Origin of the sequence: Massilia psychrophila, from assembly GCF_002760665.1 — a bacterium.
Lineage (GTDB): Bacteria > Pseudomonadota > Gammaproteobacteria > Burkholderiales > Burkholderiaceae_D > JAFCUW01.
In genome coordinates, this window is the sequence record NZ_PDOB01000015.1 from 1 (window position 1) to 25609 (window position 25609).

Here is a 25609-nt window from a genome sequence, read left to right on the forward strand (position 1 = left end):
TGCCGCCAATGCTGCCCCGGAAGGTGGTGCGCCCGCCACCGGGCCGGCTGCGGCCCCTGCGGCGGCGCCCCCCGCAGCCGCCGCCGGCGGTAGCACGCCTGCCAGCGCCAAGCCGGCTGCCCCGACCGGCGGCAGTACCACTAACAGCACCACTTGAAGCGAACCGGCTGCAGGCCGGTTCGCCTGACAACCACCTGAGAAATCAATGCGTAAATATTTCATTACCGGATTACTGATTCTGGTTCCGCTCGCCATCACGGCCTGGGTCCTGAACCTGGTAATCAGCACAATGGATCAGTCGCTGTTGATCGTTCCTGAGCGCTGGCAGCCGCGCACCCTGATCGGCTTCGACATTCCCGGCCTTGGCACCATCCTGACGATCGCCATCGTGTTCCTCACCGGCCTGCTGACCAACAACCTGGTCGGCAACTACGTCGTCCGGCTGTGGGAGCGCCTGCTGCACCGCATTCCCGTGGTCAGCTCGCTCTACGGCAGCGTCAAGCAGGTGTCCGACACCTTGTTTTCGTCGTCCGGCAACGCCTTCCGCAAGGCAGTGCTACTGCCTTACCCGCACGCCAACTCGTACACCATCGGCTTTCTGACCGGGGTGCCCGGCGGCGACGTCCAGAACCACCTGTCCGGCGACTACGTCAGCGTGTACGTGCCGACCACCCCGAACCCGACCTCGGGCTTCTTCCTGATGATGGAGCGCAGCCGGATCGTCGAACTGGACATGTCGGTCGACGCCGCCCTTAAATACATCGTCTCGATGGGCGTCGTCGCTCCCGAGACGCCGGCCAAACGAGCCGGGTCGACACCGGCGCCGGCGCCGGCGCCCAACGAATTAACCAACCTGGATCGAGAATAATATGTCCACCATGCGTACTCACTATTGCGGCCTCGTCACTGAAGAAATGCTGGGCCAAACCGTCAGCCTGTGCGGCTGGGTGCATCGGCGCCGCGACCACGGCGGCGTCATCTTCATCGACCTGCGCGACCGCGAAGGCCTGGTGCAGATCGTCTGCCATCCGGACAGTGCCGACGTTTTCAAGGCGTCCGAGGCGGTCCGCAACGAGTACTGCCTGCGCATTACCGGCGTCGTCACCAACCGCCTGGAGGGTACCGTCAACAGCAACCTCAAGTCCGGCAAAATCGAAATCACCGCGTCGAACGTGGAAGTGCTGAACGCCTCGGTCGCCGTGCCGTTCCAGTTAGATGACGACAACCTGTCCGAGACCACCCGCCTGACCCACCGCGTGCTCGACCTGCGCCGCCCGCAGATGCAAAACAACCTGCGCCTGCGTTACAAGGTGACGATGGAAGTGCGAAAATACCTCGACGCGCTCGGCTTCATCGACATCGAAACACCGATGCTGACCAAGTCCACGCCCGAAGGTGCGCGCGACTACCTGGTGCCGTCGCGCGTCAACGCCGGCAAGTTCTTCGCGCTGCCGCAGTCGCCGCAGCTGTTCAAGCAGCTGCTGATGGTGGCCAACTTCGACCGCTACTACCAGATTACCAAGTGCTTCCGCGACGAAGACCTGCGCGCCGACCGCCAGCCGGAATTTACCCAGATCGACTGCGAGACGTCGTTCCTGTCCGAGCAGGAAATCCGCGACCTGTTCGAGGACATGATCCGCGTCGTCTTCAAGAACACGCTCGACATCGACCTGCCGAACCCGTTCCCTGTCATGGACTACTACGCCGCGATGGGCCTGTATGGCTCGGACAAGCCGGACATGCGCGTGAAGCTGGAATTTACCGACCTGACGGCGGTGATGAAGGACGTTGACTTCAAAGTCTTCGCCGGCGCCGCCAACATGGACGGCGGGCGCGTGGTCGGCCTGCGCGTACCGCAGGGCGGCAGCATGCCGCGCTCGGAAATCGATGCCTACACCCAGTTCGTCGGCATCTACGGCGCCCGCGGCCTGGCCTACATCAAGGTCAACGAAGCGGCCAAGGGCCGTGACGGCCTGCAGTCGCCGATCGTCAAGAACCTGCATGACGCGGCGCTGGCCCAGGTCATCGCGCTGACCGGCGCCCAGGACGGCGACCTGATTTTCTTCGGCGCCGACAAGGCCAAGGTCGTCAACGACGCCATCGGCGCCTTGCGCGTGAAAATCGGCCATTCGGATTTCGGCAAGAAGGCCGGGCTGTTCGACGACGTTTGGAAACCACTGTGGGTGATCGACTTCCCGATGTTCGAGCACGATGAAGAGTCGGGCCGCTGGAACGCCACCCACCATCCGTTCACGGCGCCGAAAGACGGCCACGAAGACATGCTCGAGACCGACCCGGGCGCGTGCATCTCGAAAGCCTACGACATGGTGCTCAACGGCTGGGAACTGGGCGGCGGTTCGATCCGTATCCACCGCGAAGAAGTGCAAAGCAAGGTATTTCGCGCACTGAAGATCGACGCCGAAGAAGCGCAATTGAAGTTCGGCTTCCTGCTCGACGCGCTGCAGTACGGCGCGCCGCCGCACGGCGGCCTGGCGTTCGGCCTGGACCGCATCGTCACGATGATGACCGGTTCCGACTCGATCCGCGACGTCATCGCCTTCCCGAAAACCCAGCGCGCCCAGTGCCTGCTGACCAACGCGCCGTCCGAAGTGGACGAGAAGCAGTTGAAAGAGCTGCACATCCGTTTGCGTAACGCAGAGCCGAAGGTGGCATAACACCTGCGGCGCGGGACAATCAGGGGCCAGGCTTTTTTTCGCGCGTTGTGCGAAAATCAGACTGGCCCTTTTTTTGGGGGGGCTGTGTGAACGCTAGCCGTTGACTCATGCGCCGTCGTCTTCGCGAATGCAGGGACCCAAGTTGCGCGAAGACCGTTGGCTCGCCTCGGTAGCCACGGATGATGCGCATGAATGGGGTCCCCCGCGTTCGCGAGGACGACGCAGACCGATATCTTTTTTTACGAACCTGGTCGCCAACGTGCCCCACAAAATCCCCGAATCCGTACTGGTCGTCATCCACACTCCTGACCTTCAGGTGCTGCTTATCGAGCGCGCCGACAAGCCGGGCTTCTGGCAATCGGTCACCGGTTCGCTCGATGCGCCCGACGAGCCCTTGTCGAATGCGGCGGTGCGCGAACTGTTCGAAGAAACCGGCATCGTCGCCGGCGGCGCCACCATTGTGCTGCGCGACTGGCAGCTGTCCAACGTCTACGAAATTTATCCGCTCTGGCGCCACCGCTACGCCCCTGGCGTCAGCCACAACACCGAGCACGTGTTCAGCGTCTGCGTGCCGATTGATACCGTCATCACCCTCAGTCCCCGCGAGCACGTAAATTATGCCTGGCTGCCCCGGGTCGAGGCGGCCGACCGCTGTTTTTCGTCGTCCAACGCGGAAGCGATCCTGCAGCTAAAACGCCATCTGGGCTAGTTCCACAAATCTTCTTTTTTGAAACTACCGTCTGAAGCTCCGCGCATCAAGACAATTTCAGGGGCGGTCGTGGATGCAGGGCGGGCAGCGCACGATAGACGTGCTTGCTAAAAAACATCGTCGGATACGGTTAAAATGTTCTCATGAAACTTCGTGTCGCAACCTATAACATCCACAAAGGCGTGTCGTCGATTGGCAGCCGGCCACGCGTTCTCGCGTTAAAAAGGGCCATCTCCCTGTTCGAGGCCGACGTCGTGTTCTTGCAGGAAGTGCAGGGCAAGCACGAGAAGTTTTCCGCCAAGTTCGGCGAGGAAAGCAACGGCAAGCGGCATTGGCCAGTAGCGGCCCAGCACGAGTATTTCGCTGGAGAATCCCATCATTCGGCTTACGGCATGAATGCGGTGTACGACCACGGCCACCACGGCAACGCGTTGTTGAGCGCGTTCCCGATCGGCGACCAGCGCAACCACGACATTTCCGATCACGCGTACGAACAGCGCGGCATCCTGCATTGCGTCCTCGAAACGCCAAACGGGCCAGTCCACTGCTACGTTGTCCATCTCGGCCTGTTCGAATCGGGCCGGGGGCGCCAGACCACGGCGCTGATCGAGGCGGTGATGGCGTCGGCGCCGAACGGCGAGCCGGTGATCATCGCCGGCGACTTCAACGACTGGCGCAATACCCTCAGCGCCAAGCTGCGCGACAAACTCGGCGTGGTTGAGGTATTTGACGAGCAGGGCTCCGGCACGGGGTTTGGCACACGGGTGCGCAACCTGATCGGCGGCGTCCAGCCGGTGCGTCCGGCGCGCACTTTCCCGGCCATGCTGCCGTGGTTTCGCCTCGACCGGATTTACGTGCGCGGCTTTAAGGTTGACACGGCCGAGGTATTGCATGGTAGCTTGTGGGCGAAACTGTCGGATCACGCGCCGATCGTCGCCACCCTCAAGCTGTCCTGAGGCTACCGCAACTTTTTTACTTGCCTATGCATTCGGTAAATTATGTCGGACATAATCAGGTCGGCCTGCTGGAGTCCGGCCAGGCCTTGTTCCCGGCGATGATCGCCGCCATCGACGGCGCCCGTCAGGATATCCATTTCGAAACCTACATCTTCGGCGCCGACGCCACCGGCCTGTCGGTACGGGCGGCGCTGGTGCGCGCCGCCGGGCGCGGCGTCAAGGTGCGGGTGGTGACCGACTGGTTCGGCACCGGCCGCAGGCAGGCAAAACTGCTCGGCCAGGCGTTTGCCGAAGCCGGCGTGTTTTACCGCGCGTTCAACCCCTGGTTCAGGCGCGGCGTCACCCGCACCCATCGCAAGATCGTCGTGGTCGACCGCAAAGTCGCCTTTGTGGGCGGCATCAATATCAACGACGACATGCTGCGCGATTACAGGCCGCACGAACCGCTGCCGGCGCCGCGCTGGGATTTCGCGGTGCAGGTGAACGGCCCGCTGGTGGCGCAAATCCACCGCGAGACGCAGGCGCAATGGGCGCGGGTCGGCCACCTCGGTTTTGTGAGGCGGCTCAGCCTGCTGCGCGAGATGCGCGAGCGCCCGTTGCCTGCTGGCCTGGCGCCGATGCAGGCCGGGTTCGTGGTGCGCGACAACCTGCGCAACCGCCGCACGATCCAGCGCGCCTATCTGCACGCGCTTGGCCGCGCGCGCCACAGCGTGCTGCTGGCCAATCCCTACTTTGCGCCGGGCCGCAAGTTCCGCGAGGCGCTGTCGCATGCGGCCCAGCGCGGGGTCGAGGTCAGGCTGTTGATCGGCGTTGGCGAATTCTGGCTGCAGGACATGGTGGCCCGCTCGTTCTATCCGAAGCTGCTCGACTGCGGCGTGCAGATCATCGAGTACCGCAAGACGCAATTGCATGCGAAGGTGGCCGTGATCGACGAGGACTGGTCGACGGTCGGCTCGAGCAATTGCGACGGCCTGTCGCTGTTTTTGAACCAGGAAGCAAACGTCGTCGTCAAGGACGCGCAATTTGCGCGCACCATGCGCGCCCACATCGAACGCGGCATGGCCGACGGCGTGGCGATCCATGCCGACCATTTCGCCCACGTCGGCCGCTTCAGGCGCCTGGGCTACGGAGCGGCGTATTTCCTATACCGGGTTACCATGCGCATTTTCACCATCGGTTACGCCTGACGAGACATTATGGACAACGTACGCATCGACAAGTGGCTGTGGGCCGCCCGTTTTTTCAAAACCCGCTCGCTGGCGACCGACGCCGTCGACAACGGCAAGGTTCGCCTCGGCGGCGAACGCATCAAGCCGGCGCGCGCCGTCAAGGCTGGCGACCTGCTGGCGATCGACAACGGCGCCGAGAACTGGGAAGTGGCGGTCATCGGAATTTCGGACAAGCGCGGCGCCGCGCCGGTGGCGCGCCTGCTGTATGCCGAGACCGAGGCGAGCATCGCCAGGCGCGCCAACGAGGCGGAGGGACGCAAACTGTACCGCGAGCCAGGCAGCATGATCAAGGGCCGCCCGAGCAAGCACGACCGCCGCGCCCTGAGCAAGGCCAGCGAATAGAACTTGAACTCTAAACTTCGTGTTTGACATTTGCCCGTGGCTGGATAATAGTACGAGCGTTCGGATTTTTCGCGCATGGCGCGGCGCCGTCAATCATATTGGGTAAGCTTATCAACACTTCAGTCAAATTCATGCGCAAGGGCGAGCTCACCCGCGCTGCGATCCTCGATGTCGCGCTCGATCTGGCCAGCCGGAACGGGCTCGAAGGCCTGACGATTGGCTTGCTCGCTGACAAGATGAACATGAGCAAGTCAGGCGTGTTCGCCCACTTCGGCTCGCGCGAGGATTTGCAGCTCGAGGTGCTCAAGCTGTATCACCACCGCTTCGAGCAGGAGGTGTTTTTCCCCAGCGTGCAGGAAGCGCGCGGTATTGCCCGCCTGAAATCGATGTTTTCGCGCTGGATCAAGCGTGTCAGCGTCGAGATTGCCTCCGGCTGCATCTACATCAGCGGCGCCGTCGAGTACGACGACCGTCCCGGCCCGATCCGCGAAGAACTGGTGTCGATGGTGCGGGCCTGGCAAGGCGCGCTGCTGCGCTGCGTCCAGCAAGCCATCGAGATCGGCGACCTGAAGGCCGACACCGACGCCGAGCAGCTGGTCTACGAGATGTACGGCATGATCCTGGCGCTGCACCATGACGCGCGCTTTTTGCGCATGCCGGGCAGCGTCGACCGCGCCCGGGTCGGCTTCGAGCGCTTGATAGAGAATTACCAAAAATCCGCCTAAGAAACAAGTCAGCTGAACTTGGCGCCAAGCCGGTTCAGCCACCATTATTACCTTCGCCAGGAGAATCACCATGGGTCAATACGTCGCGCCACTTCGGGACATGCAGTTCTTGCTGCACGAATTCCTCAACGTTTCGGAAGAGCTGAAACTGATGCCAAAGTTCGAGGATGTCGATGCCGACATCATCAACCAGGTACTGGAAGAGGGCGCCAAATTTACCCAGGAAGTGCTGTTCCCGCTGAACCACTCGGGCGACCGCGAAGGCTGCCATTACGACGCAGCGACCAAATCGGTGACGACGCCAAAAGGTTTTAAGGAAGCCTACAAGCAGTACGTCGCCGGCGGCTGGGCGGCGCTGGCGTGCGACCCGGAATACGGCGGCCAGGGCTTGCCGATCGTGCTCAATAATTCGTTCTATGAGATGCTCAATTCGTCCAACCAGGCCTGGTCGATGTATCCCGGCCTGTCGCACGGCGCCTACGAGTGCCTGAAGGAACACGGCACCGACGAGCAGAAAAAGACCTACCTGCCGAAACTGGTGTCGGGCGAATGGACCGGCACCATGTGCCTGACCGAAGCGCACTGCGGCACCGACCTGGGCATGCTGCGCTCGAAAGCGCTGCCGCAGGACGACGGCTCGTGGCTGATCACCGGCTCGAAGATCTTCATTTCGGCCGGCGAGCACGACATGACCGACAACATCGTCCACCTGGTGCTGGCGCGCGTGCCCGGTGCGCCGGAAGGCTCGAAAGGCATCTCGCTGTTCCTGGTGCCGAAGTTCCTGCCAAACCTTGATGGCAGCATCGGCGAGCGCAATCCGATCACCTGCGGCGCGATTGAAGAGAAGATGGGCATCCACGGCAATTCGACCTGCCAGATCAACCTCGACTCGGCGCGCGGCTGGATTATCGGCGAGCCCAACAAGGGCCTGAACGCCATGTTCGTGTTCATGAACGCGGCTCGCCTCGGCGTCGGCATGCAGTCGCTCGGCCTGACCGAAGTGGCCTACCAGAACGCGCTGGTATACGCCCGCGACCGCATCCAGATGCGCAGCCTGTCGGGCGTCAAAGCGCCCGACAAGGCGGCCGACCCGATCATCGTGCACCCGGACGTGCGGCGCATGCTGCTCACGGCCAAGGCTTACGCCGAAGGCGCGCGCGCTTTTTCGTCGTACGTCGCGCTGCAGATCGACCGCGAACTGCACCACCCGGACGCCGACGTGCGTAAGGAAGCGGCCGACGAAGTGGCGCTGCTCACGCCGGTAATCAAGGCCTTCATTACCGACAACGCGTGGATCGCGACGTCGGAAGCGATGCAGGTCTACGGCGGCCACGGCTACATCGCCGAATGGGGCATGGAGCAGTATGTGCGCGACGCCCGCATCAACATGATCTACGAAGGCACCAACACGATCCAGTCGCTCGACCTCTTGGGCCGCAAGGTCCTGATGGACAACGGCGCCAAGCTGCGCAAGTTCGGCGAAAAGATCAAGGCTTTTGTTGAAGAAAACGGCACCGATGAAGCGCTGTCGGAATTCATCACGCCGCTGGGCGACCTGGGCGACAAGCTCACCAAGCTGACCATGGAAATCGGCATGAAGGCGTTCCAGAATCCGGACGAAGTGGGCGCCGCCGCCGTGCCTTACCTGCGCGTGCTGGGCCACCTGGTGTACTCGTACTTTTTTGCGCAGATGGCAAAAATCGCGTTGGAGAAGCAGGATTCGGGCGACAACTTTTACAAGGCCAAGCTGGCCACCGCGCGCTTTTATTTCGCCCGCCTGCAACCCGAGACCGCCATGCTGATCCGCCAGGCGCGGTCCGGCTCGGCCAACCTGCTGGCGCTCGACGCTGATTTGTTCTGATTAGTCCGCCGTCCCCGCGCAGGCGGGGACGACGATGCAAGCGATATCGAAATTAAAAGGAAAATCATGACCAATTTCATCGTCAAAAAAGTCGCCGTGCTGGGCGCCGGCGTGATGGGCGCGCAAATCGCCGCCCACTGCATCAACGCCAAGGTGCCGGTGGTGCTGTTCGACCTGCCGGCCAAGGACGGCAACAAGAACGGCATCGTGCTGCGCGCGATCGAGAACCTCAAAAAACTCAGCCCTGCGCCGCTCGCCAACAAGGATGACGCGGCCCTGATTGAAGTCGCCAACTACGAAGACGACCTCGCGCTGTTGGCCGGCTGCGATCTGATCATCGAAGCGATCGCCGAGCGCATGGACTGGAAGCACGACCTGTACAAAAAGGTCGCGCCGCACATCGCGCCAAACGCGATTTTTGCGTCAAACACCTCGGGCCTGTCGATCACCGCACTGGCCGACGGCTTCGACGCCGAATTGAAAGCGCGCTTTTGCGGCGTCCACTTCTTCAATCCGCCGCGCTACATGCACCTGGTAGAGATCATCCCGACGGCGGCCACCGGCGCGGCGATCGTCGATCAGCTGGAAGGTTTTTTGACCACCACGCTCGGCAAGGGCGTCGTGCGGGCCAAGGACACGCCGAACTTCATCGCCAACCGGGTCGGCATCTTCGGCATGCTGGCCACCATCCATGAAGCCGAAAAATTCGGCCTGTCGGTCGACGTCGTCGACGACCTGACCGGCGCCAAGCTGGGCCGCGCCAAGTCCGGCACCTTCCGTACCGCCGACGTGGTCGGGCTCGACACGATGGGCCACGTGATCAAGACCATGCAGGACAACCTGGCCGACGATCCGTTCTTTGCCCTGTACAAGACGCCTGACGTGTTGGCCAAACTGGTGGCCGGCGGCGCACTCGGCCAAAAGGCCGGCGCCGGCTTCTATAAAAAGGTCGGCAAGGACATCCTGCGCCTCGACTTTGCCAGCGGCGAGTACGTCGCCGGCGGCGGCAAGGCAGCCGACATCGTCGCCCGCATCCTCAAAGAAAAAGATCCGGTCAAGAAATTCAAGGCGCTGCGCGAATCGACCAACCCGCAGGCGCAGTTCCTGTGGGCGATCTTCCGCGACGCGTTCCACTACATCGCCGTGCACCTGGGCGAAGTGGCCGACAACGCGCGCGACGTCGACTTTGCGATGCGCTGGGGTTTTGGGTGGAACGTCGGCCCGTTCGAAACGTGGCAGGCGGCCGGCTGGCAGCAGATCGCCACCTGGATCAATCAGGATATCGCCGAAGGCCGTGCCCTGTGCGACGCGCCGTTACCAGGCTGGGTCACCAGCGGGCAGGTAGCAGAGAAGGGCGGCGTGCACACCCCTGAAGGTTCGTACTCGGCCTCGAAGAACGCTTTCGTGCCGCGCTCCGAACTGTCCGTGTACCAGCGCCAGCCGTTTCGCGCCCCAGTATTCGGCACCGGCGCCATCGACGGCAAGACCGCCGGCACCACCTTCCACGAAGACGAGTCGGTACGCATCTGGCACATGGACGACGAGGTGCTGGTTATCTCCCTGAAGACCAAGATGCACGTGATCGGCGAAGGCGTCATCAACGGCCTGAAAATGGCGCAGGCCGAGGCCGAGAAAAACTTCAAGGGCCTGGTCATCTGGAACACCGATGCGGCCGAAGGCGGGGCGTTTTCGGCCGGCGCCGACTTGCAGGCCGCGCTGCCGCTGTTCATGCAGGGCGGCGCCAAGGCGATGGAGCCGGGCATCAAGCTGCTGCAGAACACCTTCATGGCGATGAAGTATTCGAGCGTGCCGGTGGTGGCCGCGGTGGCTGGCCTGGCGTTGGGCGGCGGCTGCGAAATGGCGCTGCATGCCTCCAAACGCGTCGCCTCGATCGAGTCGTACATTGGTCTCGTCGAAGTAGGCGTCGGCCTGATTCCGGCCGGCGGCGGCCTCAAGGAAGCGGCGCTGCGCGCATCGAACGACGCGAAAGGCAGCGATGTCCTGCACTTCCTGAAAGCCGGTTTTACCAACGCGGCAATGGCCAACGTGTCGAAGTCGGCGCTGGAAGCGAAAGCGATGGGCTATCTGAAGCAAGACGACGTCATCGTGTTCAACGCCTACGAGCTGCTGCACGTGGCGAAAGTGGAAGCGCGCGCGATGTTCGACGCCGGCTACCGGCCGCCGTTGCAAAAGACGGTTGCAGTGACGGGGCGCTACGGCTGGGCCACTATCCGCGCCCAGCTGGTCAACATGCGCGACGGCGGCTTCATCTCCGCGCACGATTACAAGCTGGGCGACATGATCGCCGAGATCGTCACCGGCGGCGATGTCGACCAGGGCAGCGTAGTGAACGAGCAGTGGTTCCTCGACATGGAGTGCAAGGCCTTCCTCGAACTGCTGAACAACCCGAAATCGCAGGAACGAATCATGGGCATGATGCAAACCGGTAAGCCCGTCCGCAACTGATCGGCAACTGATCGACGTTCGAGACCACTGAAAGAACAACATGAGCAAATTACTTCAAGACGCGTACATCGTCGCCGCCACCCGCACCCCGATCGGCAAGGCGCCGCGCGGGATGTTTCGCACCACCCGTCCGGACGACCTGCTGGTCCGCGCGATCCAGGCCGCCATGGCACAGGCGCCGGGCCTCGATCCGGCCCTGATCGACGACGCCATCATCGGCTGCTCGTTCCCGGAAGCGGAGCAGGGTTTCAATATTGCCCGCATGTCGGTGCTGCTGGCCGGTCTGCCCAAGACGGTTGGCGGCGTCACCGTCAACCGCTACTGCGCTTCCGGCATCACCGCCATTGCGATGGCGGCCGACCGCATCCGCGTCGGCCAGGCTGACGTGATGATCGCCGGCGGCGTCGAATCGATGTCGATGGTGCCGATGATGGGCCACCATCCATCGATGAACATGAACATGTTCACCGACGAAAACGTCGGCATGGCCTATGGCATGGGTTTGACGGCCGAAAACGTCGCCAAGCAGTGGAAGATCTCGCGCGAGCAGCAGGACGCTTTCGCGGTCGAGTCGCACCGCCGCGCCATCGCCGCCCAGCAGGCCGGCTTTTTCAAGGACGAGACCACCCCGGTCGAGATCATCACCCGCACGCCGAACCTGGCTACTGGCCAGGTCGACATCAAGACGCGCACCGTCGACACTGACGAAGGCGCGCGCGCCGATTCGACCATGGAGTCGCTCGGCAAACTGAAACCCGTGTTCGCCGCCAAGGGTTCCGTCACCGCCGCCAACAGCTCGCAGATGTCGGACGGCGCTGGCGCATTGTTAATCGTCAGCGAGAAAATCCTGCGCGAGCACAACCTGACGCCGCTAGCAAAATTCTCGTCGTTCGCCGTCAAGGGCGTGCCGCCGGAGATCATGGGCATCGGCCCGAAGGTGGCGATTCCGGCCGCCTTGAAGGCGGCCGGCATCACCCAGGACCAGCTCGACTGGATCGAACTGAACGAAGCATTTGCCGCGCAAGCGCTGGCGGTGATCGGCGACCTCGGTCTCGATCCGGCCAAGGTCAACCCGATGGGCGGCGCGATTGCGCTGGGCCATCCGCTCGGCGCGACCGGTGCGATTCGCGCCGCCACCGTGATCCACGCGCTGCGCCGCAATAACCTTAAATACGGCATGGTGACGATGTGCGTCGGCACCGGCATGGGGGCGGCGGGTATTTTCGAGCGGGTGTAACAAGGCCGGATCGAACGACGAACGATGAACGACAAAGGGCGCCCGGGACCACCTGGCGCCCTTCTTTTCATGGCCACACACAAGGAAAACGCATGGACATCCTGACCCGCAAGACCGACGGCATCCTGACGATCGAATTCAACCGCCCGGAGCGCAAGAACGCGATTACCGGGGCGATGTACCAGAGCATGGCCGACGCACTGGTCGATGCCGAACAGGATTACGCGGTGCGGGCAATCCTGATCACCGGCAAACCTGAGATTTTCACCGCCGGCAACGACCTCGACGACTTCCTCAAGAATGCGCCGGCCGATGGCGTGCCCGACATGTCGCGCCCGGTCTACCAGTTCATGCGCGCGCTGTCCGGCTCGACCAAGCCGGTGGTGGCGGCGGTGGCGGGCGCGGCGATCGGCATCGGCACCACGCTGCTGATGCATTGCGACCTGGTGTACGCCGCCGACAACGCCAAGTTCAGCATGCCGTTCGTGCAGCTGGGGCTGTGCCCGGAGTTCGCCTCGAGCGTGCTGTTCCCGGCCATTGCCGGCTACCCGCGCGCGGCCGAAAAGCTGCTGCTGGGAGAAGCGTTCATGGCACAGGAAGCGTTCCAGATGGGGCTGGTGTCGAAAGTGCTGCCGTTAGATGAGCTGATCCCGTTCGCGTCGCGCCAGGCCGCCAAGCTGGTGGCGCTGCCGGCGGCCTCGGTGCGCGCCACCAAGGCGCTGATGAAGCAGCCGCGCGCCGCGCAGATCGAGGCGGCGCTGGTGGCCGAAGTCGAACTGTTCAGCGCCATGCTGCGCGCGCCCGAAGCGGAAGAGGCGTTTACCGCCTTTTTTGACAAGCGCAAGCCGGATTTTTCGAAGTTCGCGTAAGGGCGGCGTGTGCGAAGCGCGACCGGCCGTTGAGTTGCGCATAAGTTGAGATTAATCTCGCATACGATGAGATTTGTCTCGCACAAGTTGAGACTGGAATTTCTTTTGGACCTCTGTAGCGGTTTGAGGATTCGTGGTGCTTGCCAAGATGGACAATGCCACCACCAAGACCGTCGTCAACAGCTTCGCGGCGGTGCTCAACCGCGAGCCGGCGGTGATGCGCAAGACCATGACGTACGACTAGGGCCTGTCATCAATTGAGTTGAACTCTCTAGGCTTCGTATGGCCAATCCTATCTTTGGAATAACTGTGCTGCATGCGAGAGGTCAACTGAGATGACAAAGCGTTATGAATTGCGGGATGATCAGTGGGAGAAGATCAAAGATTTGCTCCCGGGACGGGATGCGCATGTTGGCAGGACTTCGCGGGACAATCGTCTATTCGTTAACGCAGTGTTGTATCGCTATCGGTCAGGAGTTCCATGGCGGGATCTGCCAGAACGCTTTGGCGACTTTCGCGTCGTTCATACCCGACATTCACGCTGGAGTAGGAGCGGGGTGTGGAAACATATATTTCAGGTGCTGGCACAGGATGCCGGCAATGAATACGCCATGATCGATTCGACGATTGTACGTGCTCATCAACACAGCGCAGGCGCGAAAAAAGGGGGGCTGCAGCTCATGCAATCGGTCGCAGCCGGGGTGGACTGAGCGCCAAGATTCACGCTACGGTGGATGCCTTAGGCAATCCCACCGGATTTCACCTAACGCCAGGGCAAGCTCACGATCTTGAAGGCGCTGACGTGTTACTGCCTCAGACGCAGGGGGAACCCATGATCGCGGACAGGGCCTATGACGCCCAGGAACGGGTGATTACCCCTCTGGAGAATGCGAACAAAGGCATTGTTATCCCGTCGACCCGCTCTCGAAAGCAGGTCCGTGACTATGACCATCATATTTACCAAGCGCGCCATCTGATCGAAAATTTCTTCGCCAAGCTCAAGCAATATCGCGCGATCGCCACCCGCTACGACAAAACCGCCTGCAACTTCCTCGGAGGCATCCACTTGGCCGCTGCGGCTATTTGGCTTATTTGATGACGCGCCCTAGTGTCTCACAAAAAAAACGAATAGAAAAATACCTATTTGCAACTTTCCAGTTGAGTAGGAAGCATATTTTTGTTTTAGCGGCACTAGAGTTAGCAATCCGGAAGCCCGGCACGGGCACTTGCCTTGGCGGAGACGCCGCTCCCGGCCATGTCAGCTCGATGTTCACGGTTGAAGCCTCGGCAGGGCGGCCTAATTTTTACGTGGCCATGTTCCGCGTCTCCTCCTTGGCACCGTTGCTGGCGGTAGCGCCCCGGTAATCCAATGGATCAGTTTTGACCGGAAACCCCGGCCAAACAATTGCCAATCATCACGACGCGATCAGGTACCCGTGCCGGATCTGGTACGGCGTAGGCCCGCTGGAGACCAAGCGGCCCCGACAAACCCGCGCGAATTTCATTTCCACTTAGTCGCCGGTTGCGCGTATGACAAAAGTCTTTGTTGGGCTGACGAGATTGTCTTTTGCGTCAACGGCACACCGGCGGCTGTTGGCAGCTTCCTCTTGAGGCTTGAACGCGGCGTTGAAGCCGATGAATTCGCCTCCGGCAGCCCTCCAATTTGATTGACAATTCCGCGACGAGACCACGGCCGATGGTGCAGTTGCTCAATAAACGGGCAATCTGAATAATCTCATTTTATGTGAGATCCAACGACCGGACCGCAGTCGGTCTGCCCAAAGTTTCCAGGAGGCTAACCGGCGCTAGGCCCGGCAAGGCAAGCCTACACTGCGCTCTGCCTCATGCCGCTATCCCCGACCTTGTGCGGATATCGCGGTTCGCGGAGGCAAAGCCCGGACAGGAGACCGACATGCGCACCAACCCGATTCTGGCATTCCTGGCAGGCGTATCAGCCGCCGCTGTCCTGTTCGCCGCCGCGCCGGCCAGCGCCACCCAGGCCGCACAGACCGCTACGCCAGCCAGCGGCGGCGCGCCTGCTGCCGCCAGCGCCGCATTGAACAAGGCTGACCAAAAAATTCTGCTGGATATGGCGCACGGGAGCATGGCGGAAATCGAAATGGGCAAGATGGCTCAGGGCAAAAGTCGGAACGAGCAGGTCACGACCTACGCCCAGCAGATGATCGACGACCATACCGCCGCGCTGGGCGCCGTGCACCAGCTGGCCACCGCCAGGGGCTTGAGCATGCCGGCCGAGCTCGACAAGGCGCGCAAGGCGATGATTGGCAAGCTCGACGCCAAGTCGGGCGGTGCCTTTGACAAGGCGTATATGGCGCAGGGCGGTGTCGCCGATCACAAGAAAATGCACAGCATGCTCGCTAGCGCCGAAAAGAAGGCCAGGGACCCGGACCTCAAGGCGCTGGCTGCGAAAATTTTGCCGACCGTCGACCAGCACCTGAAAGCGGCCCGACAGATGGACCGCCAGAAGGGCTTGACGAACGCCGAGAAGCCATCTGCCGCCACCGACGCCGGCAGGTAGGGAGAATCGGCCCGGCCTGACATCGGCATTTCCCCCCGCTATTGCTGGTTTTTTTCGTCGCGGTTTTCGTGCTTGCGGGCACTGCAATCGTGAACGCGACCTTGATTTGTGAAATAATGAGAAGCGTGGGCAACATATGACGGCCGCACGCGCGATTAAATGGAGGCTTCGATTGATCCAGATGTTTGCACTCGACGAGGAATTGGCAGTGTGGGAGGCGCAACTGGCGCACCTGCAGGGCGCGGCGCGCCTGGATCTCCTGGTGACGTTGGCCTGGCACTATCGCCAGCGCGATCCGGCGCGCGCGCGCGGCATCGCCCTCGAAGCGGGCGCGCTGGTGGCGGCATGGCCGGCGCCCGGACGTGGCGGCAGCAATGCCCGCCTCCTGCTGGTCGAGGGCGAGGCCCAATGGCTGTTCGGCGAACTCGATGCCGCCGCCGCGCTGGCCGACCAGGCGATGGGCATGTTCGAGGCGGACGACGCCGCCGGCCGCGCCGACGCCTACTGGCTGCGTGCCTGGATCGACATCGACCGCGGCAATTCGGCCGCTGGCGACCAAGCCCTGGCCGATGCCGCTGGCGCCGCGCGCCGCGCCGGCGATAACGTGCGTATCGACGTGTGCGACGCCGCTAGCGCCCTGTTACAGGTGTTTCGCGACGTGCACGCGGCCAAGGCGCGCTGGGACCAGCGCTTCGATGCCGCCGCCGCAAGCCTGCACCCGGCCGCGCGCGGCTGGATCGACGACTATGTCGGCACCTGCGCGATCCAGGCCAGCGAGTTCGGCGGCGCCATCCCGCTGCTGATCCGCAGCTTCGAAGCATCAATGGTCACCGGCCAGGTACGCCGCTCGGTCAACCTCGCCACCAACATCGGCAACGGTTTCACCATGCTCGGTGCCCACCACGCCGCGCTTGAATGGATGCAGCGCGGGCTTGACCTGGCGCGGCCGACCGGCTGGCCGCTTTGCGTCGGCCTCGGCCTGATGCAGACCGCCGAGACGCTGCGCCAGCTGGGCCAGCGCCCGGCGGCGCGCCAACTGCTGCACCAGGCGCTGGCGACCATGGCGCCGCTGGCCGGCTCGCGCGCCTACGCCGTCGCGCTCGAGTACCAGGGCGACCTGGCGCTGGACGGCGCCGATTATGACGCCGCGCTCGACAGTTTTGCCTGCCTCGAAGTGCGCGGCGAGGCGCTCGGCCAGGTCGATTTCCAGAGCAGCGCGCGGCGCGGACAGGCGCACGCGCTGTCGCACCTGAACCGCCCGCGGGAAGCGCTGGCGATGGCCGAGTCGGCCCTGGCGCTGGCACGCGAACGGGGCGACGCGTACAGCCAGATCGCCGCGCTCGAGGTGCTGGCCGACCTCCACACGCGCCACCGCCTGCTCGAACCGGCCGAAAACGCCGCGCTGCACTACCTGCAGCAGGCAATGGCGCTGGCCGCCACCATCGATGGCTACACAATGCCGGGCGAACTGCTCGACGCCCTGGCACGCCAGTACGCTGGCATCGGCGACTTCGCAGAGGCCTACCAAGTGGCGCTGCGCGCCGGCGCCGCGCGCCAGAAAATCTACAGCACCGACGCGACCAACCGCGCCGTGGCGATGCAGGTGCAGCACCAGACCGAGCGCGCGCATACCGAGGGCGAACATCACCGCCAGCTGGCAGCGGCCGAGGCCAGGCGCGCCGAGGCGCTGCAGCAGATCAGCGCCACCCTCGAGCACCTCAGCGCGATCGGCCAGGAGATTACCGCCCACCTCGACGCCAAAGCGGTATTTCGCGCGCTCGACCGCCACGTCCACGGCCTGCTCGACGCCACCCATTTTTCGGTATTTTTGATCGACGCCGACAGCAACTCGCTGCGCTGCGCGTTCGGCATCGAGGCCGGCAAGGTGCTGCCGGCGACGTGCCTGGCGCTGTCCGACCCGCACGCCAACTCGGCGCGCTGCGTGCGCGAGCGGCGCGAAATCCTGGTCGAGCTTGATGCCGAATCATGCACCCCCAACCTGATCCCCGGCACCTTGCCGACCATGAGCCTGTTGTTTGCGCCGCTGCTGGTGGGCGAGCGCGTGCTCGGTGCGATGACGGTGCAGTCGCTGCAGCGAGGCGCCTACGGCGAGCGCGAGCGGCTCATTTTCCGCACCCTGTGCGCGTACGGCGCCATCGCGCTCGACAACGCCAGCGCCTACCGCCAGGTCGCCGCCACCTTGCGCACCCTCAGCGCTACCCAGGCCCAGCTGCTCGAGAAAAACGTCGAACTCGAACAGGCCTATCAGGCGCTCGAAGAAGTCAGCCTGACCGACCAGCTGACGGGCCTGCGCAACCGCCGTTTCTTCCTGCAGCATGTCGACGCCGACGTCGGCATGAGCCTTCGGCGCTACGACGACCCGTTGCACCCGGGCCGCGCCCAACACGAGTCGGTGCCCGGCAAAGACCTGGTGTTTTTCATGGTCGACCTCGACCATTTCAAGGAAGTCAACGACCGCTACGGCCATGCCGGCGGCGACGCGGTGCTGATCCAGATGCAGGAGCGGCTGCGCGAAGTGTTCCGCGAGTCCGACTACCTGATCCGTTGGGGCGGCGAGGAATTTCTCGTGCTGGCGCGCGCCACCCGCCGCGATGACGCCAAAGTGGTGGCCGAGCGGATCCGCCACGCGGTCGCTCACCGCGAGTTCATCCTGCCCGACGGCACCCGCCTGCACAAGACCTGTTCGATCGGCTTCGCCTGCTTTCCGTTCCTGCCGTCGGCACCGCGCCATCTCAGCTGGTCGGAAGTGGTGGAGCTGGCCGACCAGGGACTGTACCTGGCCAAGCGATCCGGGCGCAATGCGTGGGCCGCGGTGTACGCCACCGACCAGGCCCGCCCTGAAGGCCTGTTCCCGCGCCTGATGCACCATCTCGACCAGGCGTTGGACGCGGGCGAAGTGACGCTGGTGACCAGTCTCGAAAACCCGGCGCTGCCGACCGGGCCGAAAAAGCGCCGGCTCGGTCTTGCGGCCGGCGAAATCACTCCGTAAGCAAAGTCGCGGGCCTATCTTGCCGTCAGACCGGCCAGCCCGGGTTCAATCCTTTATACTTGGCCGATGATTCCGACCCGCTGCAGCTGGGCCAATATGGCCAATCCCCTCTATCTCGACTACCACGACCACGAGTGGGGTGTCGAATGCCACGATGAAAACCGGCTGTTCGAAATGCTCAACCTCGAGGGCGCGCAGGCCGGCCTGAGCTGGGAAACCATCCTCAACAAGCGGGCCAACTACCGCGCCGCTTTCGACCGCTGGGATGCGGAAAAAATTGCCCGCTACGACGCTGCCAAGGTCGCCGAACTGCTGGCCAACTCCGGCATCGTGCGTAACCGGCTGAAGGTGGCCGCGGCGATCACCAACGCCCAGGCTTACCTGCGTCTGCGCGACGACGGCCTCACGCTCGACCAGTACCTGTGGGCGTTCGTCGACGGTGCGCCGATCGTCAACCACTGGCCGAGCGGCGCGCGGCCGGCCAAAACCGAATTGTCCGACCGGCTCGCGAAAGACCTGGCCCGGCGCGGCTTCAAGTTCGTCGGCTCGACCATCGTCTATGCCTACATGCAAGCGATCGGCATGGTCGACGATCACGACCTGTCATGCATGCGGCGCGGCGCGCCCTGACCGTCATGGACTGCGGTATGGATTTACTGCCGTACTGGCGCGATCGCGAACGCTTCGTCGTGTTCGACGCCGACTGGGGCGACGGCGCCGCGTTTTCGGCGTGGGTGGAAGCCTGGCGCGGCGATCCGCGGCGCCCGGCCCGCCTGCACGTGATTGCCATTGCCCGTGGCGAGCTGCCGGGTTTTCGGCGCATGTTGCCACCATTGCAGCGGGACCCGGCCATCACGCTTGATTTGCTGCATGCGCCGGTCGAGGCCGCGCTGGCGCAACTGGAAGCCCGCTTCGACGCGGTCCACCTGCATGGGTTGAACAACGCCGGCAGCGGCTTTGCACGCGCCCTGGCGCGGCTGCTGGCGAAAAATGCCGTGCTCCACGCGGACCGACTCAGCGCCCAGCAAACGGCGGCGCTGGCGGCGACCGGCTGGGTGTTCGACGGCGCTCAGTCGGCCCGCTATGCCAGCCGTAAGCCGTTTGCGCCAATCGCGCCGGCGCCCCAGCGGCGCGCGATCGTGCTCGGTGCGGGTCTGGCCGGGGCCGCCGCCTGCCAGCGATTGTGCGCGCGCGGCTGGGACGTCACCCTGGTCGAACGCCACCCGCAGGCGGCAATGGAAGCGTCGGGCAACCTGGCCGGCATCACCATGCCGCTGCTGTCGAAGGACGACAACATCGCTTCGCGGCTGTCGCGCGCCGCTTACCTGTTCGCCCTCGACTACTGGCACCGCCTGGGCGGCGTCGGCGAGGCCATCGAAGGGGCGCGCTGCGGCGTGCTGCTGGTGGCAAAAGACGCGGCGCACGCCGGCCTGCAGCGCGCCATTGCCGGCGCCCGCACCTTGCCGCCCTGGTATGCCGAATGGTTCGACAGCGAAGCGGCGGCGGCCCGTTACGGCACGCTCGCGCCCCACGGCGCCTGGCTGTTCCCGCAAGGCGGCTGGATACGGCCGGCCAGCGCCTGCCAGGCCATGCTGGACGCTTGCGGCCCCGGGCTTGAGCGGCGTTTCGGCGTCGGCAGCGTCGGGCTCGAACGGAGCGGCGACGAGTGGCGGGTGGTTGATGCCGCCGGCGCGATAATCGCGCAGGCGCCGACCGTGATCGTCGCCAATGGCGCCGGCGCCAGTCAACTGGCGCAAGCAGCTTTCCTGCCTTTGACGCGGGTGCGCGGCCAGGTCACCCACCTGGACGCCGATGCATCGGATTTGCCGCCGAACCTCGGCCTGGTGCTGTGCCGCGAAGCCTACCTGACGCCGGCCTTTGGCGGCGTGCGCAGCGCCGGTGCCAGCTACGACGATGACGACGATCCGGCCCTGCGCATGTCAAGCCAGCAGCAGAACCTCGACAAGCTGCGTTCGATGCTGGGCAATCCTGCGATCGGCATCGATGCGCCGCTGCGCGGGCGGGTGGGCGTTCGTTCGGTGGCGCCGGACCGCCTGCCGCTGGTCGGCGCGCTGCCCGATCCGGCGTTCCCAATCGGCGCCGAGCGGCTGCGCGAACTGCCGCGCCAGGGCGGCCTGTACGCCTTGCTGGGCTACGCGTCGCGCGGGCTGACCTGGGCGCCGCTGGCGGCAGAATTGCTCGCCGCCAGACTGGAAGGCGAACCGCTGCCGCTTGAAACCGGTCTCGCCGACGCGCTCGACCCGGGCCGTTTCCAGTTACGGCGCCGCCGAGGTCAATCCAGACCAGCCTGACGCATTCGGGCAACGTGCGGCGGGAAGCGGTTATAATTTTTTCACGGTAATATTCGCATCGGGCGCCGGCCGGTCGGAGGTTTCCTGACGATGGACGATGGCCGATACCGATACCGATACCGCAGGTTCGAACGAGATTTTCCTGTTCCTTGCGTCGACCGTGCATGACATGAAAAATGTCATCAGTGTGCTGTCGGGCACGCTCGAAGGCTTGCTGGACGACGCTTCGCCCCCCGTCGGGCCGGCGTATTCGAAAATGGCGCACATGCTGTACCAGACCCGTCGCCTCAACGACAACCTGATGCAGCTGCTGGCGATCGGCCACCTGGTCATCGGCGTGCTCGGCCACGCCATCAACAATGCCATCGACTACACTGCCGACACCATCCGGTTGGCGATCGCCACCGTCGACGGCTGCCTCGAACTGCGGGTCGAGGACAATGGCCCAGGTTACCCGGCGGCGATGCTGGAGGCGGGCGCCTCGGCCATGAGCGGGGTCAGCACCGGCCTGGGCCTGTATTTCTCCAGTGACGTGGCGAAGATGCACAAGCACCGCGAGCGCCACGGCGCGCTGCGGCTGGAAAACGGCGGCTCGTACGGCGGCGGCTGCTTTGTACTGACCTTGCCATGAGTGCCATGGGCGCCATCGAGCAGGTCGACTGGGCCGCCAAGAGCTACCTGGTGGTGGATGACTTCGTCGGCATCCGCCAGCTGCTGCGCGAAAGTCTGCGCAACCTGGCGGCAAAAAATATCGGCCAGGCGTCCAGCGGCGGCGAAGCGATTGCGCTGCTGGCGCACATCCGCTACGACGTGGTGCTATGCGACTACAACCTCGGTGAAGGCAAAAACGGCCAGCAGGTGCTGGAAGAGGCGCGCATGCGCAACTACCTGCTGCCAAGCAGCGTGTGGATGATGGTGTCGGCCGAAAAAAGCGTCGAATCGGTGATCGGCGCGGCCGAGCGCCAGCCCGATGCCTATTCAAGATCACCGAAGGCCTGGTCCACCACGAAAGCGGCGACTTCCGGCGTGCGCGCAAGGCCGGCGACGAGCTGGAGGAATTGCTTGACGCGAACGCCGCGCGCCCGGACACGCCAACCTGCCTGGCGATGGCGACCTTGCTGCTGGCGGTCGGCGTGAAAGAAGCGCCGGTCGAGCTGCTGTGCTACGTGACGCGCAACAATCACGACAACAGCCTGCTGCTTGACGAGGTGCAGAAAATTTTCGACAAGGCCCGCATGGGAGAGGAGGGGATGGCGCTGATCCGCTCGTCGAAAAAAGAAGCGTCCGACCTGATGAACCAGGGCGTGCTGCTGTGGAAGACCGGCAAACTGGCTGACGCGGTGGCGTGGATGCGCCATGCGCGCCGCCTGCTGCCCAACAACCTGCGCATCTTGTTCAATGCGGCGCAGATCTTGCTGTCGCACCTACAGCAGATTGGCGACGACGAGGCGCTGGCGGCCGAGGCCCTCGACGTGCTGATGCACGTCGACCGGATCCAGCCTGGGCAGCAGCGGTTTGCCCAGCTGATGGAGCAGCTTGCCAGGCTGGCGCCGGTGGCTGGGCCGGACAGCGATCCGGCCGATTAGCCGGGCGCGTCTGTCTTCATTCCTGCCGGCCGGACCCTGCCGGCAATCGGATAATGCCTGCCGTCCCGCGCGCCATCCGCTCTGGTGATAAACTGCAAACCTTGTGGGTCAATACCCATGTTCAAGAAAGGCACAACGAATGCGCGATATCGCAATGGAAGTTTACGAAAAAATGAAGGTCGGCGGCACGGCGTGGATCCGTCCGGTGTCGGCCAAGGGCGACACGGTGGCGTCATTCCAGCAAACCCATGAGAAAGCCCGGCAGATGGCCGATGAAGGCCTGATTTCGATTTCCAGCGTCAAGCGCCAGGAAGACGGACTGATCGAATCGATCCGGATCCTGCGCTTGGCGTGACGCTGTAGCTGCAGCCAATCAGCTCTTGGCGGGCGGCTTCGGTTTCGCCGCCTTCGGCTTCGCCCCCGCATCGGCCGCTCCGGCGTCTGCGCTCCTGTCCCCCGCAGCCGGCTTGAACGTTGCCGCCGCAGTCATCTTCGCCGCGGCGTCCTGCATCTTGATGCCGGCATTGGCCATGGTGTCGGGCGACATCGCGCCCGACACTGCTTGCGTGAACTGATCTTGCAGTACATTCCACCACAGCGTCGCATCGGGCATGAGGGGCGCGCCGACGGGAGGGGGCGCTTCAGCAGCCTGGGCCGCCTGGGCGGGTTGACCCTGCGGCTTGGGCGCTTGCGCCACCGCGGCTGCCGGCTGGCCAAAGAAGGCGCCGAAGGGCGACGCTGCCAGCACCGATTTCTGGTCCGCGCCGGGCTGTTTCATGGCGTCGGCCAGGCTTGCGCCCATCGACTTGAGGGTGGCGAGGGTGCCGCGCTGGATTTCCATCGCCTGTATCGTGCCGCGCAACATCGACACATTCACATTCAGCCACGATTCGACCGCTTTCAGGTCGGCAATTTTCTTGTCCAAGTCGTCGACCGACAGCGTCGGCGCGCCGAGGCCGGGAATGGACATGCCCGGCACACCCATGCTGCCCCACAGGTTCTTGACGAAGTCGAGCGTGTCGGTAACACCGGGGACATTGGGCATTTGAGAATTAGGCATGGTGACTCTCCATTTTATGTAGGCTCTAGCGTAGCAGATAACTAACATCGGTTCAAAGATGTTGCGTGTAACGGCGCGTCTGCGGCCCGCCGCCCCGCGCCGCAGACGCGCTCCAGGCCAACTTTCGGCGCCGGACACGTTAGACTGTTTGCATGACCATCGCTTTCTTCCTTTCCAGCCGCCGCCGTGCGCTGGGGCTGTGCGCCTTGTCGGTAGGACTGCATGTGGCGGCGCTGTGGTGGACGGCGCCGCGCATCGGCGCGGCCGGGACGCGGCCGCAACCTCGTTTGCCGGTGGCGATACAGGTGCGTTTGGTGGCGGCGCCGTCGCCGGAACCGCAGCGGGTGCGCAAACTGCCGGCGACAGCGGCCAAACCCGCGGCGAGCGGGGCGCTCGCGTCACGCCAAGGCGGCGCTGCCGAAACTGTATCGGACGTACAATCGGAACAGCCGATAACTGTCGAGGCGGGCGGGCCTGCCATCGCGGCCGCTGGCGCGGTGGCAGAATCCGCAGAATCTGCAGAATCTGCCGAGCCGCAGCCGGCCTTGCCTGCGGCAGCGCCGCTGGCGCAGCCGCAGCCGCAGCCGTACCGCGTCGACATGCCGCCTTCGGCCAGCATCACGCTCGACGTCGCGCGTACCGACGCCGACGGCACGGCTTGGTCCGGCGAAGCGGTCATCGCGTGGCGTCTCGATGGCGACAGCTATCGCATGCGGGTCGAAGCGGGGGTGCGCGTGCTGGTAACGAGGATTAACCTGGTGGTGCTGGAAAGCGAAGGCAAGGTAGGCGAGACTGGCTTCGCGCCAGCGACGCTGATCGAAAAACGCCGCGGTCGCGCGCCGACGACAACGCATTTTAGCGAGCGCGACGGGCGCATCACGTTTTCAAACGGCTCTGCGGCCGCGCTGCTGCCCGGCGCGCAGGACAAGGCGACGCTGCCGCTGCAACTGGCAGCGATCGCGCGCGCTGGCAGCGGCCAGATCGACGGCGGCATCGAGGTGCCGGTGGGCGCAGACCGCGACGCCAGCCTGTACCGCTTTGTCGTGCTGGGGCAGGAATTGCTCGATACCCGGCTTGGCAAGCTGCCGACCTGGCATCTGTCGCGTCCGCCGAGGGCCGGCGCCTATGGCTCGCGCCTCGACATCTGGCTGGCGCCGGATTACGGCTGGTATCCGGTACAGATCAGGAACATCGAAGCGAGCGGGGCGGTAACGACCCAGACGGCCAACAAGATAGTCATAACGGATGCGGAATTCTAAGATGCGAAGTCAATTAATCAACCATCTTGCCGGCGGCTTGATTGTAGCAATTGCGTTGGCAGCGACGGCGCCTGGCGCCGGCGCGGCCGAACACGTTGCCATCAAGCGCCCGGTCGACCTGCCGCCCTCGGCCGACCTGAGCTACACGATCGAAGCGCGCCAAAAAGGTTTTTCGATCGGCGGCGAGGCGCTCGTCAGCTGGCGCCTCAGCGGCGCCGCGTACACGCTGCGCGCCGATACGCGCGCCAAGCTGTTCGGCAGCATCGTCGAAAGCCGCAGCGAAGGCGTGATCGACAGTTTCGGCATCGCCCCCGTGCAGTTTTACGAAAAGCGCCTCCGCAAGGAACCGTGGACGACGACGTTCGACCGCGCCGGCAAGACCATCAGCTTTACCGAAGACAAGCAGACGTATCCGATCAAGGGTGGTGAGCAGGACCGCACCAGCGTGTCGTGGCAACTGGTCGGTGTCGCCCGCGCCGCGCCGGAAAAATTCATCCCCGGCTCGGAATGGACGTTTTTTGTCGCCGGCCGGCGCGACGCCGAGCCGTGGACCTTCAAGGTCGTCAAGCGGGAAAACGTGCGCACCGGGCTCGGGCCGGTCGCGGCGCTGCACCTGGTCAAACTGCCGCCGCCCGATTCGAAAGGCCAGACGCTCGACATCTGGCTGGCGCCGTCCCACGAGTGGTATCCGGTGCGGCTGCGTTTTTCCGACAGCGACGACGAATTCATCGACCAGACGCTCGACAAGATCGTCAAGAAATAAGGCATACGCTC

The 25609-nt window shown here is 63.9% G+C and carries 23 protein-coding genes and 1 pseudogene; 23 read left to right on the top strand and 1 reads right to left on the bottom strand.

Features of this window, described 5'->3' with window-relative positions:
- Nucleotides 1-205 precede the first annotated feature (205 nt).
- The 21 genes and pseudogenes from CR103_RS11145 to CR103_RS11240 all read left to right on the top strand — a co-directional run bounded on the left by CR103_RS11145 (nucleotide 206) and on the right by CR103_RS11240 (nucleotide 22871).
- Nucleotides 206-868 carry a DUF502 domain-containing protein gene (locus CR103_RS11145; protein ID WP_229443008.1) on the top strand — a complete coding sequence of 221 codons (663 nt, stop codon included), beginning with the start codon at nucleotides 206-208 and terminating at the stop codon, nucleotides 866-868.
- A 10-nt stretch (nucleotides 869-878) separates the two neighbouring features.
- A complete protein-coding gene (gene aspS / locus CR103_RS11150; protein ID WP_180279359.1) occupies nucleotides 879-2675 on the top strand; it encodes an aspartate--tRNA ligase in 1797 nt (598 codons plus the stop codon).
- 259 nt (nucleotides 2676-2934) lie between these two features.
- Nucleotides 2935-3384, top strand: coding sequence for a dihydroneopterin triphosphate diphosphatase (gene nudB / locus CR103_RS11155; protein ID WP_229443009.1), 450 nt, complete (start codon nucleotides 2935-2937; stop codon nucleotides 3382-3384).
- Between the two features lie 143 nt (nucleotides 3385-3527).
- The gene (locus tag CR103_RS11160; RefSeq protein WP_099916068.1) at nucleotides 3528-4340 is read left to right on the top strand and encodes an endonuclease/exonuclease/phosphatase family protein; all 813 of its coding nucleotides are present in this window, start codon (nucleotides 3528-3530) and stop codon (nucleotides 4338-4340) included.
- Nucleotides 4341-4366: 26 nt separating this feature from the next.
- Nucleotides 4367-5527: a cardiolipin synthase ClsB gene (gene clsB / locus CR103_RS11165; RefSeq protein WP_099916069.1), complete on the top strand. Its 1161-nt coding sequence runs from the start codon at nucleotides 4367-4369 to the stop codon at nucleotides 5525-5527.
- A gap of 9 nt (nucleotides 5528-5536) precedes the next feature.
- Nucleotides 5537-5911: an RNA-binding S4 domain-containing protein gene (locus CR103_RS11170; RefSeq protein ID WP_099916070.1), complete on the top strand. Its 375-nt coding sequence runs from the start codon at nucleotides 5537-5539 to the stop codon at nucleotides 5909-5911.
- A 131-nt stretch (nucleotides 5912-6042) separates the two neighbouring features.
- Nucleotides 6043-6636, top strand: a complete 594-nt coding sequence (locus CR103_RS11175; RefSeq protein ID WP_099916141.1) for a TetR/AcrR family transcriptional regulator — start codon at nucleotides 6043-6045, stop codon at nucleotides 6634-6636.
- A 70-nt stretch (nucleotides 6637-6706) separates the two neighbouring features.
- A complete protein-coding gene (locus tag CR103_RS11180) occupies nucleotides 6707-8497 on the top strand; it encodes an acyl-CoA dehydrogenase C-terminal domain-containing protein (protein ID WP_099916071.1) in 1791 nt (596 codons plus the stop codon).
- 66 nt (nucleotides 8498-8563) lie between these two features.
- Nucleotides 8564-10963 carry a 3-hydroxyacyl-CoA dehydrogenase/enoyl-CoA hydratase family protein gene (locus tag CR103_RS11185; RefSeq protein WP_099916072.1) on the top strand — a complete coding sequence of 800 codons (2400 nt, stop codon included), beginning with the start codon at nucleotides 8564-8566 and terminating at the stop codon, nucleotides 10961-10963.
- A 40-nt stretch (nucleotides 10964-11003) separates the two neighbouring features.
- On the top strand, nucleotides 11004-12200 hold the full coding sequence (locus CR103_RS11190) for an acetyl-CoA C-acyltransferase (protein ID WP_099916073.1): 1197 nt from the start codon (nucleotides 11004-11006) through the stop codon (nucleotides 12198-12200).
- 92 nt (nucleotides 12201-12292) lie between these two features.
- On the top strand, nucleotides 12293-13069 hold the full coding sequence (locus CR103_RS11195) for an enoyl-CoA hydratase (protein ID WP_099916074.1): 777 nt from the start codon (nucleotides 12293-12295) through the stop codon (nucleotides 13067-13069).
- Between the two features lie 127 nt (nucleotides 13070-13196).
- Nucleotides 13197-13310: pseudogene (locus CR103_RS24320) on the top strand (IS30 family transposase); the annotation flags it as partial.
- 94 nt (nucleotides 13311-13404) lie between these two features.
- Nucleotides 13405-14165, top strand: a protein-coding gene (locus CR103_RS11205) for an IS5 family transposase (RefSeq protein ID WP_218968472.1) whose coding sequence is annotated in 2 segments (ribosomal slippage) — nucleotides 13405-13734 and nucleotides 13737-14165 — 759 coding nt in all. Because the reading frame shifts where the segments join, the coding sequence is not laid out codon by codon here.
- A gap of 816 nt (nucleotides 14166-14981) precedes the next feature.
- A complete protein-coding gene (locus CR103_RS11210) occupies nucleotides 14982-15608 on the top strand; it encodes a DUF4142 domain-containing protein (RefSeq protein ID WP_099916075.1) in 627 nt (208 codons plus the stop codon).
- 181 nt (nucleotides 15609-15789) lie between these two features.
- Nucleotides 15790-18618, top strand: a complete 2829-nt coding sequence (locus CR103_RS11215; protein ID WP_099916142.1) for a sensor domain-containing diguanylate cyclase — start codon at nucleotides 15790-15792, stop codon at nucleotides 18616-18618.
- Between the two features lie 66 nt (nucleotides 18619-18684).
- On the top strand, nucleotides 18685-19248 hold the full coding sequence (locus CR103_RS11220) for a DNA-3-methyladenine glycosylase I (protein WP_099916076.1): 564 nt from the start codon (nucleotides 18685-18687) through the stop codon (nucleotides 19246-19248).
- Between the two features lie 17 nt (nucleotides 19249-19265).
- Nucleotides 19266-20930 (top strand): FAD-dependent 5-carboxymethylaminomethyl-2-thiouridine(34) oxidoreductase MnmC1, encoded by a 1665-nt coding sequence (gene mnmC1 / locus CR103_RS11225; RefSeq protein WP_099916143.1) that lies wholly within the window; start codon nucleotides 19266-19268, stop codon nucleotides 20928-20930.
- 97 nt (nucleotides 20931-21027) lie between these two features.
- Entirely contained in the window at nucleotides 21028-21561 is a 534-nt protein-coding gene (locus tag CR103_RS11230; RefSeq protein WP_099916077.1) for a sensor histidine kinase, read from the top strand.
- Nucleotides 21558-22067 carry a response regulator gene (locus CR103_RS23990; protein ID WP_307719699.1) on the top strand — a complete coding sequence of 170 codons (510 nt, stop codon included), beginning with the start codon at nucleotides 21558-21560 and terminating at the stop codon, nucleotides 22065-22067. The genes CR103_RS11230 and CR103_RS23990 overlap by 4 nt, the downstream gene beginning before the upstream one ends.
- The gene (locus CR103_RS23995; RefSeq protein WP_307719700.1) at nucleotides 21989-22516 is read left to right on the top strand and encodes a hypothetical protein; all 528 of its coding nucleotides are present in this window, start codon (nucleotides 21989-21991) and stop codon (nucleotides 22514-22516) included. The genes CR103_RS23990 and CR103_RS23995 overlap by 79 nt, the downstream gene beginning before the upstream one ends.
- 139 nt (nucleotides 22517-22655) lie before the next feature.
- The gene (locus tag CR103_RS11240) at nucleotides 22656-22871 is read left to right on the top strand and encodes a hypothetical protein (RefSeq protein WP_099916078.1); all 216 of its coding nucleotides are present in this window, start codon (nucleotides 22656-22658) and stop codon (nucleotides 22869-22871) included.
- An 18-nt stretch (nucleotides 22872-22889) separates the two neighbouring features.
- Here the strand turns inward: CR103_RS11240 and CR103_RS11245 are convergent, their stop codons facing one another.
- The gene (locus CR103_RS11245) at nucleotides 22890-23576 is read right to left on the bottom strand and encodes a PhaM family polyhydroxyalkanoate granule multifunctional regulatory protein (protein ID WP_099916079.1); all 687 of its coding nucleotides are present in this window, start codon (nucleotides 23574-23576) and stop codon (nucleotides 22890-22892) included.
- 152 nt (nucleotides 23577-23728) lie between these two features.
- Between CR103_RS11245 and CR103_RS11250 the strand changes: the two genes are divergently transcribed.
- Nucleotides 23729-24835: a DUF3108 domain-containing protein gene (locus CR103_RS11250; protein WP_099916080.1), complete on the top strand. Its 1107-nt coding sequence runs from the start codon at nucleotides 23729-23731 to the stop codon at nucleotides 24833-24835.
- Between the two features lies 1 nt (nucleotide 24836).
- On the top strand, nucleotides 24837-25598 hold the full coding sequence (locus CR103_RS11255) for a DUF3108 domain-containing protein (protein WP_099916081.1): 762 nt from the start codon (nucleotides 24837-24839) through the stop codon (nucleotides 25596-25598).
- Nucleotides 25599-25609 lie beyond the last annotated feature (11 nt).

Excerpts from the sequence above, each read along its gene's own strand:
- CR103_RS11160 (WP_099916068.1), top strand. The coding sequence starts at position 3,528 with ATGAAACTTCGTGTCGCAACCTATAACATCCACAAAGGCGTGTCGTCG.
- CR103_RS11210 (WP_099916075.1), top strand. The coding sequence starts at position 14,982 with ATGCGCACCAACCCGATTCTGGCATTCCTGGCAGGCGTATCAGCCGCC.
- CR103_RS11145 (WP_229443008.1), top strand. The coding sequence starts at position 206 with ATGCGTAAATATTTCATTACCGGATTACTGATTCTGGTTCCGCTCGCC.
- CR103_RS11195 (WP_099916074.1), top strand. The coding sequence starts at position 12,293 with ATGGACATCCTGACCCGCAAGACCGACGGCATCCTGACGATCGAATTC.
- CR103_RS11215 (WP_099916142.1), top strand. The coding sequence starts at position 15,790 with ATGTTTGCACTCGACGAGGAATTGGCAGTGTGGGAGGCGCAACTGGCG.
- mnmC1 (WP_099916143.1), top strand. The coding sequence starts at position 19,266 with ATGGATTTACTGCCGTACTGGCGCGATCGCGAACGCTTCGTCGTGTTC.
- CR103_RS23990 (WP_307719699.1), top strand. The coding sequence starts at position 21,558 with ATGAGTGCCATGGGCGCCATCGAGCAGGTCGACTGGGCCGCCAAGAGC.
- clsB (WP_099916069.1), top strand. The coding sequence starts at position 4,367 with ATGCATTCGGTAAATTATGTCGGACATAATCAGGTCGGCCTGCTGGAG.
- CR103_RS11250 (WP_099916080.1), top strand. The coding sequence starts at position 23,729 with ATGACCATCGCTTTCTTCCTTTCCAGCCGCCGCCGTGCGCTGGGGCTG.
- CR103_RS11230 (WP_099916077.1), top strand. The coding sequence starts at position 21,028 with ATGGCCGATACCGATACCGATACCGCAGGTTCGAACGAGATTTTCCTG.
- CR103_RS11245 (WP_099916079.1), bottom strand. The coding sequence starts at position 23,576 with ATGCCTAATTCTCAAATGCCCAATGTCCCCGGTGTTACCGACACGCTC.
- CR103_RS11185 (WP_099916072.1), top strand. The coding sequence starts at position 8,564 with ATGACCAATTTCATCGTCAAAAAAGTCGCCGTGCTGGGCGCCGGCGTG.
- CR103_RS11170 (WP_099916070.1), top strand. The coding sequence starts at position 5,537 with ATGGACAACGTACGCATCGACAAGTGGCTGTGGGCCGCCCGTTTTTTC.
- CR103_RS11240 (WP_099916078.1), top strand. The coding sequence starts at position 22,656 with ATGCGCGATATCGCAATGGAAGTTTACGAAAAAATGAAGGTCGGCGGC.
- CR103_RS11190 (WP_099916073.1), top strand. The coding sequence starts at position 11,004 with ATGAGCAAATTACTTCAAGACGCGTACATCGTCGCCGCCACCCGCACC.
- aspS (WP_180279359.1), top strand. The coding sequence starts at position 879 with ATGCGTACTCACTATTGCGGCCTCGTCACTGAAGAAATGCTGGGCCAA.
- CR103_RS11180 (WP_099916071.1), top strand. The coding sequence starts at position 6,707 with ATGGGTCAATACGTCGCGCCACTTCGGGACATGCAGTTCTTGCTGCAC.
- CR103_RS11220 (WP_099916076.1), top strand. The coding sequence starts at position 18,685 with ATGATTCCGACCCGCTGCAGCTGGGCCAATATGGCCAATCCCCTCTAT.
- CR103_RS11255 (WP_099916081.1), top strand. The coding sequence starts at position 24,837 with ATGCGAAGTCAATTAATCAACCATCTTGCCGGCGGCTTGATTGTAGCA.
- CR103_RS11175 (WP_099916141.1), top strand. The coding sequence starts at position 6,043 with ATGCGCAAGGGCGAGCTCACCCGCGCTGCGATCCTCGATGTCGCGCTC.